Raw genomic sequence first — 15771 nt, 5'->3', positions numbered from 1 at the left:
TATATATGATATTGTTGTTGAGAACTTCTTACTTTTGTCACTTCAATGAACTTGAAGCAAAAGTAGAAAAAATATGAACCCACTGAAAAAACTAATGGGAGAAACCGTGATATACGGTTTCACGACAATTATCGGACGATTTATAAATTGGTTGCTGGTGCCTTTGTACACGAGAGTATTTATTGCAGACGAGTACGGGATAGTAGTCAATCTAATGGCGTACACTTCTATTTTAATGGTGCTGTTGACGTATGGTACGGAAACCGGTTTTTTCAGGTTCGCCACGAAAGACGGTAAGGATAGAGTTTTCTCCACTCTATTGACTTCTTTGAGCTTTACTTCCATACTTTTTCTTGTTCTTTGTTTTTCTTTTCTTCCTCAACTTTCTGTTTTATTGGAAGTTGAAGATTATCCGATTTACATCTCTCTATTAGCCGTGACATTGGCTATCGACGTGATTACTACTTTGCCTTTCGCTTTGCTCCGTTTGGATAGCCGTCCTATTCGTTTCGGAATCATTAAGTTAGTGAATATAGGAATCAATGTAGGTTCGAATTTGTTTTTCTTGTTATTGTGTCCTTATCTCGAAAAGCAAGGAATACATGTTCCCTTTTATAACCCGGAGGGAGGGGTTATCTACGTTTTCATCTCTTACCTGTTGGCTTCGGTTGTAACGCTGCTTATGTTGCTTCCTTATATATTGAAGTTTAAGTTTGTTTTTTCTTTCTCTTTATTGAAAGATATATTGAAGTATTCTTACCCGATTCTAATCGTGAGTTTAGCGGGAATTATTAATTTGCAAGGTGATAAAATATTGATGCCAAAGCTTTTGGAAGATGAAGCTACCAGCATGGCGATGACCGGGATCTACGGGGCAAACTATAAGCTTGCCTTAATCATGTATATATTTACCCAAGGATTCCGTTTCGCTTTTGAACCTTTCTTTTTTAATTATTCCAAAAACTCTGACTCAAAAAAAGTGTACGAGGATGTTTTACTCTATTTTACCGGGTTTGGTTTGATGATATTCTTGGGGGTCATGTTCAATCTTGATCTTTTGAAATATTTCGTGAAATCGACTTATTTCGAGGGATTGGCTATCGTGCCGTGGGTTCTCATGGCAAATCTCTTCCAAGGTATGTATTATTCACTTTCCTTGTGGTATAAATTGACTGATAAAACGATATACGGCGCGTACATGGCTATCGCGGGATGCGTGATAACCATTGCCGGTAATGTTATTTTCTTGCCTAAAATCGGTTTTATGGCTTCCGCTTATTCCGTGTTTACTTGTTTTTTGGTAATGACTATACTTTCGTTTATTCTGGGAAGACATTTTTACAAGATTAATTATGATATACCGAAAATTCTTTTCTATTTCGTTATTTGTCTGGTGTTTTATTTTGCAGGGCGAATGATTAAATTTGACGGGGATTTGGTAACTTGTTTAGTTCGTTTGCCGTTATTTATACTCTTCGTTTATATCTTCGTGAAAAGAGAGATGAGTTTTTTATTGACAAAAGATTTTATGTACAAGTTAATTCATAAAAAATAGCTATCTTAGCACGATTTATACAAATAAGTTGTTGTATAACTAACTATCAAAGTAATAGAGAGAAATGAAAATAAAGATCGTGAATAAGTCGAAGCACGCGCTTCCGGAATACAAGACAAAATCATCGGCGGGAATGGATATTCGGGCAAATTTGGATGCTCCGGTTATGTTGAAATCGTTGGAAAGAAAGTTGATTCCTACCGGGTTATTTATTGAATTGCCCGAGGGCTACGAGGCTCAAATGCGTCCGAGAAGCGGGTTGGCTTTAAACGAAGGGATTACTTTGTTGAATACACCGGGAACGATAGATGCCGATTACAGGGGAGAGATTGGTGTTATTTTGGTTAATTTATCACACGAAGTTACACAAATCAATGATGGTGAACGGATTTGCCAAATGGTGATTAATAAAGTCGAACAGGCTGAATTGATTGAAGTGGAGACTTTGAACGACACGGAAAGAGGAGAGGGAGGCTTCGGTCACACGGGTAAAAAATAAACAATTTAGAATGAACAAATTAGTTAAATCGTTATTTGTTATTCTGTTTCTTTTATGTGCCATTCAAGTATTTGCAGATAAAAAGAAAGCAGTTGAACCAACTTTAGAAGGTGAAGCTAAAGTGCAGTTTGACTATGCTTTCATGGAAGGAGTCCGGTTTAAAATATTGGGTGATTTGAAGTCGTCTTTGACTTATTTCGACCAATGCATGAAAATTTATAACCGAAGTGCCGCAGTGCGTTACGAAATATCCAGTATACTTTCTTTGGGTGAAGATTTAAACCTTCCTCTTCAGTTGATGCGTGAAGCGGTTCAGCTCGAACCCGATAATATTTGGTACAATCTTTTGTTGGCGAATATCTTGCAGAAAAAATCAATGATTGAAGAAGCCTGTAAGGTATATGATGAACTAATCGCCAAACATCCTGAAAGAGAAGATTTTTATATTATTCAAGTTGATCTTTATACCTCGACTGAAAAATGGGAGAAAGCGATAGAGGTTTTGAATAGATACGAGAAACAATTCGGAGTAAATGAACCCGCAATAATAGAAAAAGCCAAATTGTATTCCAAAATGGATAACGTGAAGAGAGCTTCTTCCGAGATCATGAAATTGATTAAAAAATACCCGGAGAATACTGATTATTTGGGATTATTGGCGGAGTTGTATTTGTCACACAATCAGGAGAAAAAAGGATTACAACTCTTGAATAGGATTGTGAAAGATTATCCCGATAACGGTTTCGTTCAATTTTATTTGGCTGATTATTATCGAACCAAAAAAGATTCTCTGAACACGGAAAAGTATATTCGTCCCGCGTTGGCGAATGATAATATAGACAACAACTTGAAAGTTCAATATTTATTGAAATTACTTGTTAATCAAGCGGATTTAAGTTTATCGACCGATCATATTTACAGGTATGTTCAATTATTATTGGAGAAATATCCGGGTGATCTCAGTGTAAGAACTTTGAATGCTGATTTTTTAAAGAGAGAAAATAAATTGGAGGAATGTAAGAAAGAACTCGAATTTATTATCTCTAAAGAGAAGAATAATTATCTGGTTTGGGAGGAATTAATGCTTTTATCCAACCAATTGGGTGATACGGCAGCTATGAAAAGTGAAGGGTTGGAGTGTTTGAATTATTTCCCGAACGAGCCGCTCCCTTATATGATGATAAGTTTACCTATGTTGATTGAAGGAAATTACGCAAAAGCAACGGGATATCTTCAGAAAGGGCTTGAATTGGCCCCGGATAAATCTTTTATAAAATCTCAATTGTACGCTTATTTGGGTGAATGTTATTACAAGCAAGATAGTATAGAAATCGCTTTTTCCATGTTTGATAGTGCGATAGCTATCAATCCGAATGATATAATGACTTTGAATAACTACAGTTATTATCTTTCTTTAAGAAATGAGCGTTTGAATCAGGCTGAAAAAATGATTTCAACGGCGTTGAGTGCTGATCCTAATAACGCTACTTTCTTGGATACTTATGCTTGGGTACTTTTTAAACTTAAAAATTATTCTTTGGCACGTTTTTATATGCGTTCTGCCATAGAAAACACGGAAAAGCCTAGCGGAGTGTTGTACGAGCATTACGGTGATATTCTTTACATGAATGGTGATAAGGAGGAAGCATTGAAAATGTGGAAAAAAGCATTGGAATTGGGTGATGATATTAGTGATAATTTGAAAAATAAAATAGTGAATGGTTTATCGGTAGAGCATGAGGAATAGTTTTATTTTTATTTTGGTTTTGATCTTATTAGTGTCGTGTAAGTCTGTTAAAAAAGTAGTTGAAGTTAAACGAGAATTACCGAATATAACTGAAGGAAGATTACTTAGAAATGTTTATTTCAACGAATTGGACTATAATACTATATATGCCAAGAAAATAGATTTGACGTTAAAGGAGAAAAAGAAATCCCATAGTTTGAAAGCTATGATGCGTATTCAAAGGGATAGTTTTATCTGGGTATCGGTGACTGCCCCGATGGGGATCGAGGTTGCACGAATTTTATTGACTCCCGATAGCGTGAAGTTTATCAGTCCGAGAGATAAAAAGTATTTTGTATCGGATTATAACTATTTTATAGAGCGTTTCGATGTCGGTTTTACTTACGACTGTTTTCAGCGAATGTTGACAAACCGTTTCTTTGATTTTGAATCCTGTACTACCGAAATGGATAGAAATAAGCGATTCAAATTTGATAAGTCCGGTAATGACTATGTTTTGTACACTTTGGAGGAGAAAGCAATCGGTAGAAAGTTGAAGAAATTATACAAGAAAAAGAGGAAAAACAAAGAATTTTCCTTGATCTTGCAGAAAATACATATAAATCCTGATTGTTTCAGACCTTGTCTGGTGTCTATCGAGGATATGGAAGAAAGAGTAGGGATGAGTGTTAAGTACAAGAATATTAAAGATTTTGAAGGGAAAGTTTTTCCTGAACGGATAGTTTTTAATATCTTTACCGATGATGACAACTGGGAAGTCCAACTGGATTTCAGCCGTGTGGAATTTGATGTTGAAGTATCATCTAACTTTAAAATATCGAGCAAATATAAACGGATGTATTAACATGAATGTTTTTCGCGTCATATTGATTTTAATCTTTTTCTTCACCTTTACGGTTGCTTACACGCAATCTATAGAGGCGATTAAAAAGAAAAATGCGAAGACCGAAAAAGAAATTGCTTACCTAAACAAATTATTGGATAACGCTCGTAATGATCAATCGGCTACTATTCAGAAAATCACGATTATTAACCAGAAAATTGTAAAGGGAAAGGAAATGATCCAATCCCTCACGAATGAAGTTAAATATATAGAGAAACAAATATCGAGCAACGAGTACGTTAAATCTGATCTGGAAGCGAGTAAGCAACAAATGTTGGATTTCTATGCTAAAATGGTTTACGAAACTTGGAAAAAAAGAAATACATCCGATAAGTTGGTATATATATTCTCTTCTTCCAGTTTTACTCAAGCCTATGCTCGATATAAATATTTCGAGCAGGTACAGGATTATTCCAAACGTCAGTTAGAGAGAATAAAACAAACGAATGATTCGTTGACTTCGATCAATAATCAACTTACTGAATTGATGGCGTTGAAGAACGCGACGCAATCTAAAATATCTGCCCAGAACAACGAGTTAATCAAGGAACAGAATCAAGCTAATAAATACGTCGGGGAACTCAAGAAAAAAGAGAAAGAGATTCTACGAAAACTGAATATCGAGATTAAAAACCGGGAACGGTTTAAAAAAGAATTGGAGAAACTTATTGCTGCTCAAGCGAAAAAGTCTGGGAGTAAAAATTCTAACTATAAATTAACACCGGAAGAGAAACTTATTTCCGACGATTTCGCTAAAAACAAAGGAAAGTTACCTTGGCCTGTTGAACAAGGGTTTGTTTCCGAAAAATTCGGGGTGAATATACATCCGGTGTTCAAACAGGTGAAGTTAAATAACGCGGGAATTACAATTACTACATCGCGTAATGCTGATGTGAGAGCGGTATTCAAAGGTGTGGTAACTGAAATAATGTTTATTCCGGGGGATAATAATGTTGTTATTGTGCGCCATGGAAATTATCTGACGGTATATTCAAATTTGGTGGAGATCTTTATAAAGAAGGGCGCCACCGTGAACGTGAAACAGAAAATTGGTAAGTTGGCAAGTAGCGGGGAAAACAGTACACTAAATTTTCAGGTATGGAAAGATAAGGATAATATGGACCCACAATTGTGGTTAACGCCGTGGTAAATTATGGATATAAAATTTTTATATTTATCGGAGTTGATAATTAGAAATATTTTGCTTACATTCGCTAAACTGTAGTTAGTGGGGTATTTTGGATACGTTTACGTATGTTTGGTTTAATAATTAATAGGAGTTATTTAGTTTATGATTTTGTCTAAGATTTTAGATATTAACTGTAGAAAGCATGGACAAACTGGAATTTTCAATTGCCTCGGAAATTGGCAATATCGTTAAAGTTGAGAATTTTATCGATTATTTTTCGGACGTTTATAATGTTGAACCGGACGTGTTTGGCAAAATAAGTTTATGCGTCATTGAAGCCGTAAATAACGCTATTCTTTACGGTAATAAATTGGATCCTATGAAACATGTGAAATTCATAGTTCATGAGGAAGATAAGCGTTTGTTCGTTGCTGTAAAGGATGAAGGCGAAGGTTTTGATTATTCATATATACCTGATCCTACTTTGCCCGATAATATTGAAAAAGATGCCGGGAGAGGACTTTACCTGATGAAAACGCTTTCTGACGATTTGATATTTGAAGACGGAGGATCCAAAGTGATCATGGTTTTCAATTTATGAATGGATTAGATGAGTGAGATTTTTTTTTTCAACGAGGAATGTGAATTTCCTGCTTTTTTCTCAAAAGAGAGGGTGACTCAATGGCTTCAACTTGTTGCTGAAGATTATTCATTGAAATTGGGTACTATCTCTTTTATTTTTTGTAATGATGATTATATACTGGACGTGAATAGAAAGTATTTGAATCATGATTACTATACTGATGTAATCACGTTTGATTACAGGGAAGGGAAAGTACTTTCCGGTGATGTATTTATAAGTCTGGACACGGTTCAATCCAATGCTTTGGAATTCGGTGCGGCCTATGAAGAAGAATTGCATAGAGTGATAGTTCATTCTGTGCTTCATTTAATAGGTTTTAAAGATAAATCGGATAATGACGCGCAAGAGATGCGTCAAAATGAAAATCATTGCTTAGAATTGCTTAAAACACTTTGATATGTCGCAGTTGTTACCTGAATATGATGTTATTGTAGTGGGAGCTGGTCATGCCGGTTGTGAGGCAGCTTGTGCGGCAGCTAATCTCGGATCAAAAACTTTACTTATCACTTTGGATATGAACAAGATAGCGCAAATGTCTTGTAATCCGGCAATGGGTGGTATTGCTAAAGGTCAGATTGTCAGAGAAATAGATGCGTTGGGTGGATATTCAGGTATCGTAACGGATAGAAGTACAATTCAATTCAGAATGTTGAACCTTTCCAAAGGACCTGCTATGTGGAGTCCGCGATCTCAATGTGATCGTATGGTATTTTCTTCCGAGTGGAGGGATATTGTAGAACATACCGATAATCTCGATCTTTGGCAGGATGATGTTATTGAATTGATTTTGGATGATGGGAAAGTGGCAGGGGTGAAGACTCAATTGGGTGTTTCCTTTTCAGCTCCTCGTGTAGTGCTCACGAATGGAACATTTTTAAATGGTCTGATGCATATCGGTCGGGTAACTTTTCCCGGTGGTCGTATTTCTGAACCTGCTTCTCATGGATTGTCCGAGCAATTGTTTGATCATGGTTTTACCGTGGGACGTATGAAAACGGGAACACCTGTTCGTATTGATGGTAGAAGTATCGATTTCTCTAAATTGACCAGACAGGACGGGGATAATGATTTTCATAAATTCTCTTTTCTGAGTTTCGCGTATACAAATTCACTCGAGAAACGACCTTGCTATATCGCTTACACGAATAAAGAGGTTCACGATATATTGCGTGAAGGTTTTGACGATAGCCCCCTTTTTAACGGGACTATCAAGAGTATAGGCCCTCGTTATTGCCCGAGTATCGAAACTAAGTTAGATACTTTTTCCGATAGGGATAGTCATCATTTATTTTTGGAACCGGAAGGGGAGAGGACTACGGAATATTATTTGAACGGGTTTTCTTCTTCTTTACCTTGGGATATACAATTAAGGGCGCTTCGAAAAGTTGAAGGTTTTGAAAATGTAAAAATATATCGTCCGGGTTACGCGATTGAGTATGATTTTTTTCAACCGACACAATTGTACCCGACTTTGGAAACGAAGTTGATTAAGGGACTTTATTTTGCGGGGCAAATTAACGGAACGACCGGCTATGAAGAAGCCGCCGCTCAAGGTTTGATGGCTGGGATTAACGCGCATCTTTCTTTACATGAGAATAGAGATTTTGTATTAAATCGGGATCAAGCTTATATAGGTGTATTAATTGATGATTTGGTGACAAAAGGAGTGGATGAACCTTATCGTATGTTTACCTCTCGTGCCGAATATCGTATTTTATTGCGACAAGACGATGCCGATGTCAGATTGACTCCCTTGGGATATTCTATAGGTTTGGTTAAGGAAGATCGTTACTCTATTTTTGAAGACAAAATTTTAAAGCGGGACAGGTTAATAGACTTTATTTCCAATTTCAGTATTTCTCCGGATGAAATAAATTCCGTGTTGGAACTATTCGGTTCTTCACCTATTCGTCAAAAATTGAAATTGATTGATATCATTTCTCGTCCTCAAATAACGATTCCTAAAATAGTGGATTATATTCCTTCATTGAAAGAATTTATTTTTGATAATTCTATTCGAGAAGAAATTATTGAGGCGGCTGAAGTTTTGATTAAATATTCGGGGTATATAGAACGTGAAAAATTAATTGCCGATAAATTGAATCGATTGGAAAATTTAGTCATCGAGAATAAATTTGATTACATGGAGATAAATTCTCTATCGTATGAAGCTCGTCAAAAGTTGACTAAAATCAAACCGAAAACAATAGGACAAGCGTCACGTATAACCGGAGTATCGCCTTCGGACATTAATGTTTTATTGATTTTAATGGGAAGATAACTGAAATGTTTCACGTGGAACATTTCAAAATGGTGCGAAGGGTACCTTGTAATATAGATACATGAAAACTTGGGGAGAGATAGAAAAAGTAGAAATAAACATCATATAAACAGTTATTTTATGAAAGTGATAGAAGGAAATTTAGTTGATATTGACAATAGAGAATTTTATCCGTGTACAATAACTGTTTCTGACGGAAAAATTCTTTCGATAGAGAGAAATTCAAATTCTTACGATCATTATATATGCCCGGGATTTATAGACGCTCATGTACATATCGAGAGTTCTATGTTGATGCCTTCGGAATTTTCAAAATTGGTTATTCCTAACGGGACAGTGGGGGTAGTATCTGATCCGCATGAAATAGCGAATGTTTTGGGTGTTGAAGGAGTGAAAATGATGATAAAAAACGGGGAGGAAACACCTTTAAAAATTTTCTGGGGAATACCTTCTTGCGTTCCGGCGACTCCATTAGATAAACCGGGTAATATTATTACCGCGGAAGACACGGAGATATTGGCAAAAACCGGACAATTTACCATGCTTGCGGAGGTGATGAATATTCCGGGTGTTCTTAACGGTGAGCCGGAAGTTATAGCAAAACTGGATATAGCTAAAAAATACGCTTTAAGAATAGACGGTCATGCGCCGGAATTGAGGGGTGACGCGTTAAGTGCGTATATTACTCATGGTATAGAAACCGATCACGAGTCATCTGAATTGGAAGAAGCAGAGGAGAAAATTTCAAAAGGAATGCAGATCATGATTCGAGAAGGAAGTGCGGCAAAGAATTATGATGCTTTAAAATCTTTAATTGCCACACGTACCGATAACGTGATGTTTTGCACGGATGATTCCCATGCCGACGATCTTTTAATAAAAGGACATATCAATTATTTAGTGAAAAAGGCCGTGTCTGACGGTTTCGGGATATTCGATATTCTTCAAGTGGCATGTATTAATCCGGTACATTTTTATCATTTGGATGTAGGGACATTGCATGTCGGGGATAAAGCTGACTTTATCATTTTGGAAGATCTCGAATCTTTAAATATTCATGCTACTTATATTAATGGGGTAGAAGTCTATCGAAAAGGGGGAAAAATAGAAATTTCGGATTCAAAAATTCCTTGTTTGAATTTATTTAATCACGATATTATAAAAGATATTGATATCCGCACGGATGTGGAAGGAGATATTCACTGTATAAAAGTAGTTCCGGATAGTATCATTACCGAGAGAATGATGCTCCATTTCGACCGAAGAATAGAAAATTATCAATCGGATGTGGATTCCGATATTTTGAAAATAGTGTACTTGAATCGCTATTATAACACGAAACCCCAAGTCGGATTTATATCCGGTATAGGTATAAAACATGGGGCTTTCGCTTCTTCAATTTCTCACGATTCCCATAATATTATCGCGGTAGGCAGCACGGATACGGATATTGTAACTGCCGTGAATGAAGTGATAAGACTCAAGGGCGGACTGGTCGTGAATGATAGCGAGAAATTGCATGCGTTACCGTTACCGGTAGGGGGAATTATGAGTGATCGTTCCGGTCAGGAAGTTGCAGAACAGTACATGGAATTGAATAAATTACTTTCTAAAATGGGAACACCCTTGAATTCTCCGTTTATGACGCTCTCGTTTATGGCATTGATTGTAATACCTACTCTGAAAATAGGCGAAAAGGGAATATTTGACTTCGATAAATTTGATTTCATATAGGATTTTATTGATATGACTGATGAATTAGGATTGAAAGAGAAAGTTAGTAAATTACCTACGACTCCCGGGGTGTATCAATTTTTTGATGCAAATGGAGTTATTATTTATATAGGTAAGGCTAAAAATCTAAAGAATAGAGTTTCATCCTATTTTGTAAAGAATAATCAATCTTCGAAGACCATGGTTCTGGTCAGAAAGATACGTGACTTAAAGTATATTGTCGTTAATACGGAAGAAGATGCTTTGTTACTGGAAAATAACTTAATCAAGAAATATAAGCCTCGATATAACATCCTACTGAAAGACGATAAAACTTACCCTTGGATATGTATCACGAAAGAGGCTTTTCCCCGTGTATTTACCACACGTAAGTTTATCCGGAACGGTTCGGAGTATTTTGGTCCTTTTACATCTGCCAGATACGCCGGTACACTGATTTCCTTGATAAAAAGTCTTTATAAATTGCGTACATGCAATTTAAATCTCAATAAATCAGCGATATATAGCGGAAAATATAAAGTTTGTCTTGAATATCATATAGGAAATTGTTTGGGTCCATGCGTGGGGTACGTGACGGAAGAGGAATACATGGAAAATATTACCCAAATTCGAAATATATTGAAAGGTAATATCTCTTCTGTCATTGACTTCATGATGCAAAAGATGAAGGAATATACCATTTCGCTTCAATTCGAGAAAGCTCAAGAAATGAAGGAAGCCATAGAAGCACTGAAATCACACCAGACTAAATCCACTATTGTTAGTGCTTCCATGAATGACATAGACGTTTTCTCTTATCTGGAAGACGAAAAATACGCGTACGTGAATTATTTGCGTATTGTTCATGGAGCTGTAAACCAAGTACATACAATAGAATTAGAGAAAAAACTAGATGAATCGAAAGAATCACTTCTATCATTTGGAATTTTTGAAATCCGCCAGCTCGTGAATAGTCGTTCCAAAGAAATTCTGGTTCCCTTTTATCCTGATTTGCTTATGCAAGGGCTGAATTACGCTATTCCCCAGCGAGGAGAGAAAAAACAATTGCTGGACTTATCGGAACGGAACGTGAAATTCTTTAAAATGGATCGTGAGCGGCAGAGAGGATTACGTCGTCAAGATACCAAATTGGACTTGTTGAACACGATAAAAAACGAGTTGAAATTGCCTCGTTTACCGCATCGCATGGAATGTTTCGATAACTCGAATATACAGGGAACCACTCCGGTAGCTTCCTGTGTTGTCTTCATAGACGGGAAACCGGCGAAACGGGAATATAGACATTTCCACGTGAAAACTGTTATCGGGGCAAATGACTTTGCTTCCATGGAGGAAATATTGTATCGTCGCTATCATCGGGTTTTGGAAGAGGGGGGAGAACTTCCCGATTTGATAGTCGTGGATGGTGGAAAAGGACAATTAAGCTCTGCTGTTGCCACTTTACGAAAACTGGATTTGGTGGAACGAGTACCGATAATCGGTTTGGCAAAGCAAATGGAGGAAATCTATTACCCGGGCGATAAAGATCCTTATTTATTGGCGAAAACATCTATTTCTTTAAAGACTTTGATGCATATTCGGGATGAAGCCCATCGCTTCGGTATCACATTCCATCGTAAATTGCGCGAAAAGAAACAAACGGTTAGTGTCTTGAGTGAAATAAAAGGTATAGGAGAAAAGACGGAAATATCTTTATTACAGAATTTTAAAACGGTAAATGCGATTCAATCCGCTTCACAGAAAGAACTGGCAACTGTTATCGGGGCAGCTAAAGCAAAAATCGTGTATGATTATTTCCATAAATCCGATGAATAAAGATATTGGATTCGAGTACAAATAGAATAGGTTTTTTAAACGATTATTTTGGAAGTAAAATATAATCTCTATATTTGTCTGTTACATCGAACGGAAAATATTCAATAAACTATGCATGTTTATTATACGAGTGTGTGATTTTATCTATGAGTGACGAATTGTATACAGTAGAATGGCTGAATGAGGATTATTCCGAGCATTTTGAAGGTTTATACAAGTTTATGTATAAACGTCTGTATCTTTTTGCCCGAAATTTTTTAATGGATGAAGCGCTTGCCGATGATGTTGTTCAGGAAGTTTTCATGGGATTGTGGAATAAAGGGAAAAGTATGCCGGAAAATATTCCACTGGAACGTTACCTGTTTACCTCGGTGAGAAATTTATGCGTGGATCATCATCGTAAATTGAATATTATAGATAAATATCAAAAGCATCTTGTTGAATCCGAAGCCATGGTATATTTTCCGTACGGGGAAGAAGAATCGGAGCGGGAAAGAAAGGTGAAAAAACTTTTGGCGGAATTACCCGATATGCAACGGCAGGTATTGGAATTGAGTGTCGTCGAAGGGTTGAAGTACAAAGAAGTGGCGGAACGTTTGAATATAGCGGAGGGAACCGTACACACGCATATAAAAAGAGCATATAAATATATCAAGACTCACTTGGCATTTTTGCTGTTATTTTTGTATATGATATTCAAATAGTCATTTTATGGAAAAAAAAATCATTTTGCTGTACCCCGAAATAAATATGAGTTCGTTTTCAATATTAGAAGAGCTATGTGAAATTGAATTTATGTAGATTTAAGAGGAGGTGAATTATGAAACAGATAGAGTGGGATATCATAGAACGCAAATTAGAAGGGGGACTTTCTCCGGAAGAAGAAAGTCGCTTTGGAGAATGGTACACGGCAAATAGAGAGAATAAAGATTATTTTCACAAGATAGAAAGGTTTTATCAGAAAAACGGGTTCGTGAAGGAGATTACCGATAAGGATGCGAATGTTTCTTGGAAGAAGTTTTCCAATCGTCTGGAGAAAAAGAAACCGGGAAAAAGGCGCAATCTTTTTTATTGGTCTGTTTCAGGTGTGGCGGCTTGTTTGTTGATCGGCGTTCTGGTATTTACTTTAGGGCGTGACGAGAAAACTGTTGCCCCTACCCAAATGGCAACCATTCCGGCGGGAGGAAATAAAGCTATTTTGCAGTTATCCAATGGAATATGTGTTGAGCTGGAAAATCTTTCCAACGAGATGGAAGATGCTTCGGCTAAAATCGTTAATACAGGCTCTGTATTGAGTTACGAGAAAAAACAGGATACTTTGATCCAAGAGGAAGTTTTCAACAAAGTAACGACTCCGAGAGGGGGAGAATACGGGATAACACTTTCGGACGGGACAAAGGTGTATTTGGGAGCTCTCTCGGAGATTGAATACCCGGTGACATTCTCCGGAGATAAACGAGTGGTGAAGGCATCCGGTGAAATCTATTTTGACGTGGCTCATGATCCGGAACATCCGTTTGTCGTGGAAATGAAAAACCAGAAAATAGAAGTATTGGGAACATCATTCAACGTCAGGGATTACGAGGATGAAGAGTTTGTTGAAACCACTCTCGTCAAAGGTAAAGTGAAAGTATCGGCAGGCAATGAATCCTGTATTCTGGAACCGAGTCACCAAGCTGTGTTGGATAAGAAAAATAACACGATAGTACAGAGAGAGGTAAACGTGGATGAATTCGTGGATTGGAAAAACGGAAAATTGAATATCCGGAACCAACGTTTGGAAGATATTCTGACCCGATTGAGCAAATGGTATGATGTTTATGTCTTCTACACGAGTGAAGACGCCAAAAACTTACGCTTCTACGCGAATATTGACCGGTATAGTGATATGAATGAATTGTTGGATAAGTTCGAAAAGACAGAACAAGTTAAATTCGAAATCAAAGGAAACGTGATTAATGTTTCGACTGTGAAATAAGAATCAAAATGGTATTGACTGTATAGAGTAGAGGGTGTGTCAAAACACACCCTCTCGTCCATAAGGTCTGAAGGTCCATAATGTCGTAAGGTCAAATGTATAGAGAGATTTGGTTTATGATATTGTATGTCATTGTGTTATTGAATCGTGGACTTTATGGACATTATAGACTGGAGGTGTGTCAAAACACACCTCTTTTATTAAGAATTTGTTAAAATGTATCTTCTTTGTACCCTGTTTTGAAAGTTTGTTCGTTTTGCGTTAAACAGTAATTTTAATGCCGGAACGAATGAATAAGAATAAGGGTTTTTACTTGTAAGTTCGGGTAAATTTTAAAAAAGGGATGTATGAAAAGAACGAAGATTTTTCTAGCAGTGTTCGCGTTATCAGGTATGTTTTATAACGGTCAGGCACAGGAAACAAAAACGGAAGTGAAGGATAGTGTCACGAGTGACGGTACCGTTCGCAAGACTATTAAAATGGAGGTCAAGAGTGCGGAGGATTTGCAGAATTTATTCAAGATGTTGGGTAATGGAAACGTGCAGGTAACTAATAAATCAGCCGATGCTCAACAAAAAAAGGGGACAATAACGACCTCGAATCAAGTTCAGGGACGATTGATGGAGAGCAATGGTGAAAAAACACTTTGGGCAAAATCTTATTTGAATCGTCAAGCCCCGGAATTGAAAGTTGAAAAATGGTTGACGGATGTACCGAACACGGAAGGGAAATTCGTGTTGATAGATTTTTGGGGACCTTCTTGCGCTCCTTGCAAGCAAAGTATTCCCGATTTGAACGAGTTCAGCAAGAAGTTCAAAGATGATTTGGTGGTAATCGGAGTTTCTCTTAATAAGGAAGAACATGTACGGGCGATGAAAACACCTGTTATCGAGTATTATAGTGCTATCGACACGAAAAAAGAATATATAAGTAAATTCGAGATAAAAGGTTATCCGCATGCTATATTATTGGATACAAGAGGTATTGTACGTTGGGAAGGAAATCCGCTAACGAAAGGATATGAACTAACTGCCGAAGTGATCGAGAATTTGTTAAAAAAGTATGATTACGAGAATGGAGGGGTTGACCGGAATATGGCAAAACCGTTTTTAGGAGAGAAAGCTCCGGATTGGAATATAAAGGAATGGTACCCGAAAGAACCGAAAACGAAAGGCAAGTTTGTTTTGCGGGATTTCTTCAGTTTTCACTGTGGTCCCTGCCGGAAAGCGATCCCAAAGTTAAACAAATGGAGTAAGGAATTTGCCGATGATTTAGTGGTGATTGGTTGTGCCAAAGATGGCGTTAAGCGATTACTGGAAATCGAGCCTAAAATCGAGTACAATTTGGCGAGTGACCCGCAAGGGGAAATATGGAAGACTATGGATTTGCACGTGTTGTCATACGTCCAATTGATTGATCCGAAAGGAATTGTTCGTTGGGAAGGTCTTTGCATAGATTTGACGACTGCAAAAATTAAAGAAATTATTAGTAAGTACAAGTAGCTGTT

Annotated in this window: 13 protein-coding genes; all 13 read left to right on the top strand. The window is 37.0% G+C overall.

Annotated features, from left to right (window positions below):
* Positions 1–73: 73 nt before the first annotated feature.
* Positions 74–1555, top strand: a complete 1482-nt coding sequence (locus ACK8P8_RS13825; protein WP_369860420.1) for a lipopolysaccharide biosynthesis protein — start codon at positions 74–76, stop codon at positions 1553–1555.
* A 64-nt stretch (positions 1556–1619) separates the two neighbouring features.
* The gene (gene dut, locus ACK8P8_RS13820; protein WP_099291379.1) at positions 1620–2054 is read left to right on the top strand and encodes a dUTP diphosphatase; all 435 of its coding nucleotides are present in this window, start codon (positions 1620–1622) and stop codon (positions 2052–2054) included.
* A 10-nt stretch (positions 2055–2064) separates the two neighbouring features.
* A complete protein-coding gene (locus tag ACK8P8_RS13815) occupies positions 2065–3801 on the top strand; it encodes a tetratricopeptide repeat protein (protein ID WP_303178103.1) in 1737 nt (578 codons plus the stop codon).
* A complete protein-coding gene (gene lolB1, locus ACK8P8_RS13810) occupies positions 3791–4645 on the top strand; it encodes a lipoprotein insertase outer membrane protein LolB1 (RefSeq protein WP_099291377.1) in 855 nt (284 codons plus the stop codon). Before ACK8P8_RS13815 ends, lolB1 begins: the two co-directional genes overlap by 11 nt.
* A gap of 1 nt (position 4646) precedes the next feature.
* Positions 4647–5834 carry a murein hydrolase activator EnvC family protein gene (locus ACK8P8_RS13805; RefSeq protein WP_369860421.1) on the top strand — a complete coding sequence of 396 codons (1188 nt, stop codon included), beginning with the start codon at positions 4647–4649 and terminating at the stop codon, positions 5832–5834.
* Positions 5835–6015: 181 nt separating this feature from the next.
* On the top strand, positions 6016–6414 hold the full coding sequence (locus ACK8P8_RS13800) for an ATP-binding protein (RefSeq protein ID WP_099291375.1): 399 nt from the start codon (positions 6016–6018) through the stop codon (positions 6412–6414).
* Between the two features lie 9 nt (positions 6415–6423).
* Complete coding sequence (gene ybeY, locus ACK8P8_RS13795) at positions 6424–6852, top strand: rRNA maturation RNase YbeY (protein WP_227217580.1); 429 nt, start codon at positions 6424–6426, stop codon at positions 6850–6852.
* A 1-nt stretch (position 6853) separates the two neighbouring features.
* Positions 6854–8737, top strand: coding sequence for a tRNA uridine-5-carboxymethylaminomethyl(34) synthesis enzyme MnmG (mnmG, locus tag ACK8P8_RS13790; protein ID WP_369860422.1), 1884 nt, complete (start codon positions 6854–6856; stop codon positions 8735–8737).
* 120 nt (positions 8738–8857) lie between these two features.
* Positions 8858–10471 carry an adenine deaminase gene (ade, locus tag ACK8P8_RS13785; protein ID WP_369860423.1) on the top strand — a complete coding sequence of 538 codons (1614 nt, stop codon included), beginning with the start codon at positions 8858–8860 and terminating at the stop codon, positions 10469–10471.
* Between the two features lie 12 nt (positions 10472–10483).
* Positions 10484–12286, top strand: coding sequence for an excinuclease ABC subunit UvrC (gene uvrC / locus ACK8P8_RS13780; protein ID WP_369860424.1), 1803 nt, complete (start codon positions 10484–10486; stop codon positions 12284–12286).
* A 146-nt stretch (positions 12287–12432) separates the two neighbouring features.
* A complete protein-coding gene (locus ACK8P8_RS13775) occupies positions 12433–12990 on the top strand; it encodes an RNA polymerase sigma factor (RefSeq protein WP_141560916.1) in 558 nt (185 codons plus the stop codon).
* 116 nt (positions 12991–13106) lie between these two features.
* Positions 13107–14264 (top strand): FecR family protein, encoded by a 1158-nt coding sequence (locus ACK8P8_RS13770; protein WP_227217587.1) that lies wholly within the window; start codon positions 13107–13109, stop codon positions 14262–14264.
* Positions 14265–14611: 347 nt separating this feature from the next.
* The gene (locus ACK8P8_RS13765; RefSeq protein ID WP_369860425.1) at positions 14612–15766 is read left to right on the top strand and encodes a TlpA family protein disulfide reductase; all 1155 of its coding nucleotides are present in this window, start codon (positions 14612–14614) and stop codon (positions 15764–15766) included.
* Positions 15767–15771 lie beyond the last annotated feature (5 nt).

Source organism: Butyricimonas muris (genome assembly GCF_046365375.1).
Classification (GTDB): Bacteria; Bacteroidota; Bacteroidia; order Bacteroidales; family Marinifilaceae; genus Butyricimonas; species Butyricimonas muris.
Note: the sequence above shows the minus strand (reverse complement) of the source record. Positions and strands in the feature narration are given on the sequence as shown.

Excerpts from the sequence above, each read along its gene's own strand:
- ybeY (WP_227217580.1), top strand. The coding sequence starts at position 6,424 with ATGAGTGAGATTTTTTTTTTCAACGAGGAATGTGAATTTCCTGCTTTT.
- ACK8P8_RS13800 (WP_099291375.1), top strand. The coding sequence starts at position 6,016 with ATGGACAAACTGGAATTTTCAATTGCCTCGGAAATTGGCAATATCGTT.
- ACK8P8_RS13815 (WP_303178103.1), top strand. The coding sequence starts at position 2,065 with ATGAACAAATTAGTTAAATCGTTATTTGTTATTCTGTTTCTTTTATGT.
- ACK8P8_RS13775 (WP_141560916.1), top strand. The coding sequence starts at position 12,433 with ATGAGTGACGAATTGTATACAGTAGAATGGCTGAATGAGGATTATTCC.
- ACK8P8_RS13805 (WP_369860421.1), top strand. The coding sequence starts at position 4,647 with ATGAATGTTTTTCGCGTCATATTGATTTTAATCTTTTTCTTCACCTTT.
- mnmG (WP_369860422.1), top strand. The coding sequence starts at position 6,854 with ATGTCGCAGTTGTTACCTGAATATGATGTTATTGTAGTGGGAGCTGGT.
- ACK8P8_RS13765 (WP_369860425.1), top strand. The coding sequence starts at position 14,612 with ATGAAAAGAACGAAGATTTTTCTAGCAGTGTTCGCGTTATCAGGTATG.
- ACK8P8_RS13825 (WP_369860420.1), top strand. The coding sequence starts at position 74 with ATGAACCCACTGAAAAAACTAATGGGAGAAACCGTGATATACGGTTTC.
- lolB1 (WP_099291377.1), top strand. The coding sequence starts at position 3,791 with ATGAGGAATAGTTTTATTTTTATTTTGGTTTTGATCTTATTAGTGTCG.
- ade (WP_369860423.1), top strand. The coding sequence starts at position 8,858 with ATGAAAGTGATAGAAGGAAATTTAGTTGATATTGACAATAGAGAATTT.
- dut (WP_099291379.1), top strand. The coding sequence starts at position 1,620 with ATGAAAATAAAGATCGTGAATAAGTCGAAGCACGCGCTTCCGGAATAC.
- uvrC (WP_369860424.1), top strand. The coding sequence starts at position 10,484 with ATGACTGATGAATTAGGATTGAAAGAGAAAGTTAGTAAATTACCTACG.
- ACK8P8_RS13770 (WP_227217587.1), top strand. The coding sequence starts at position 13,107 with ATGAAACAGATAGAGTGGGATATCATAGAACGCAAATTAGAAGGGGGA.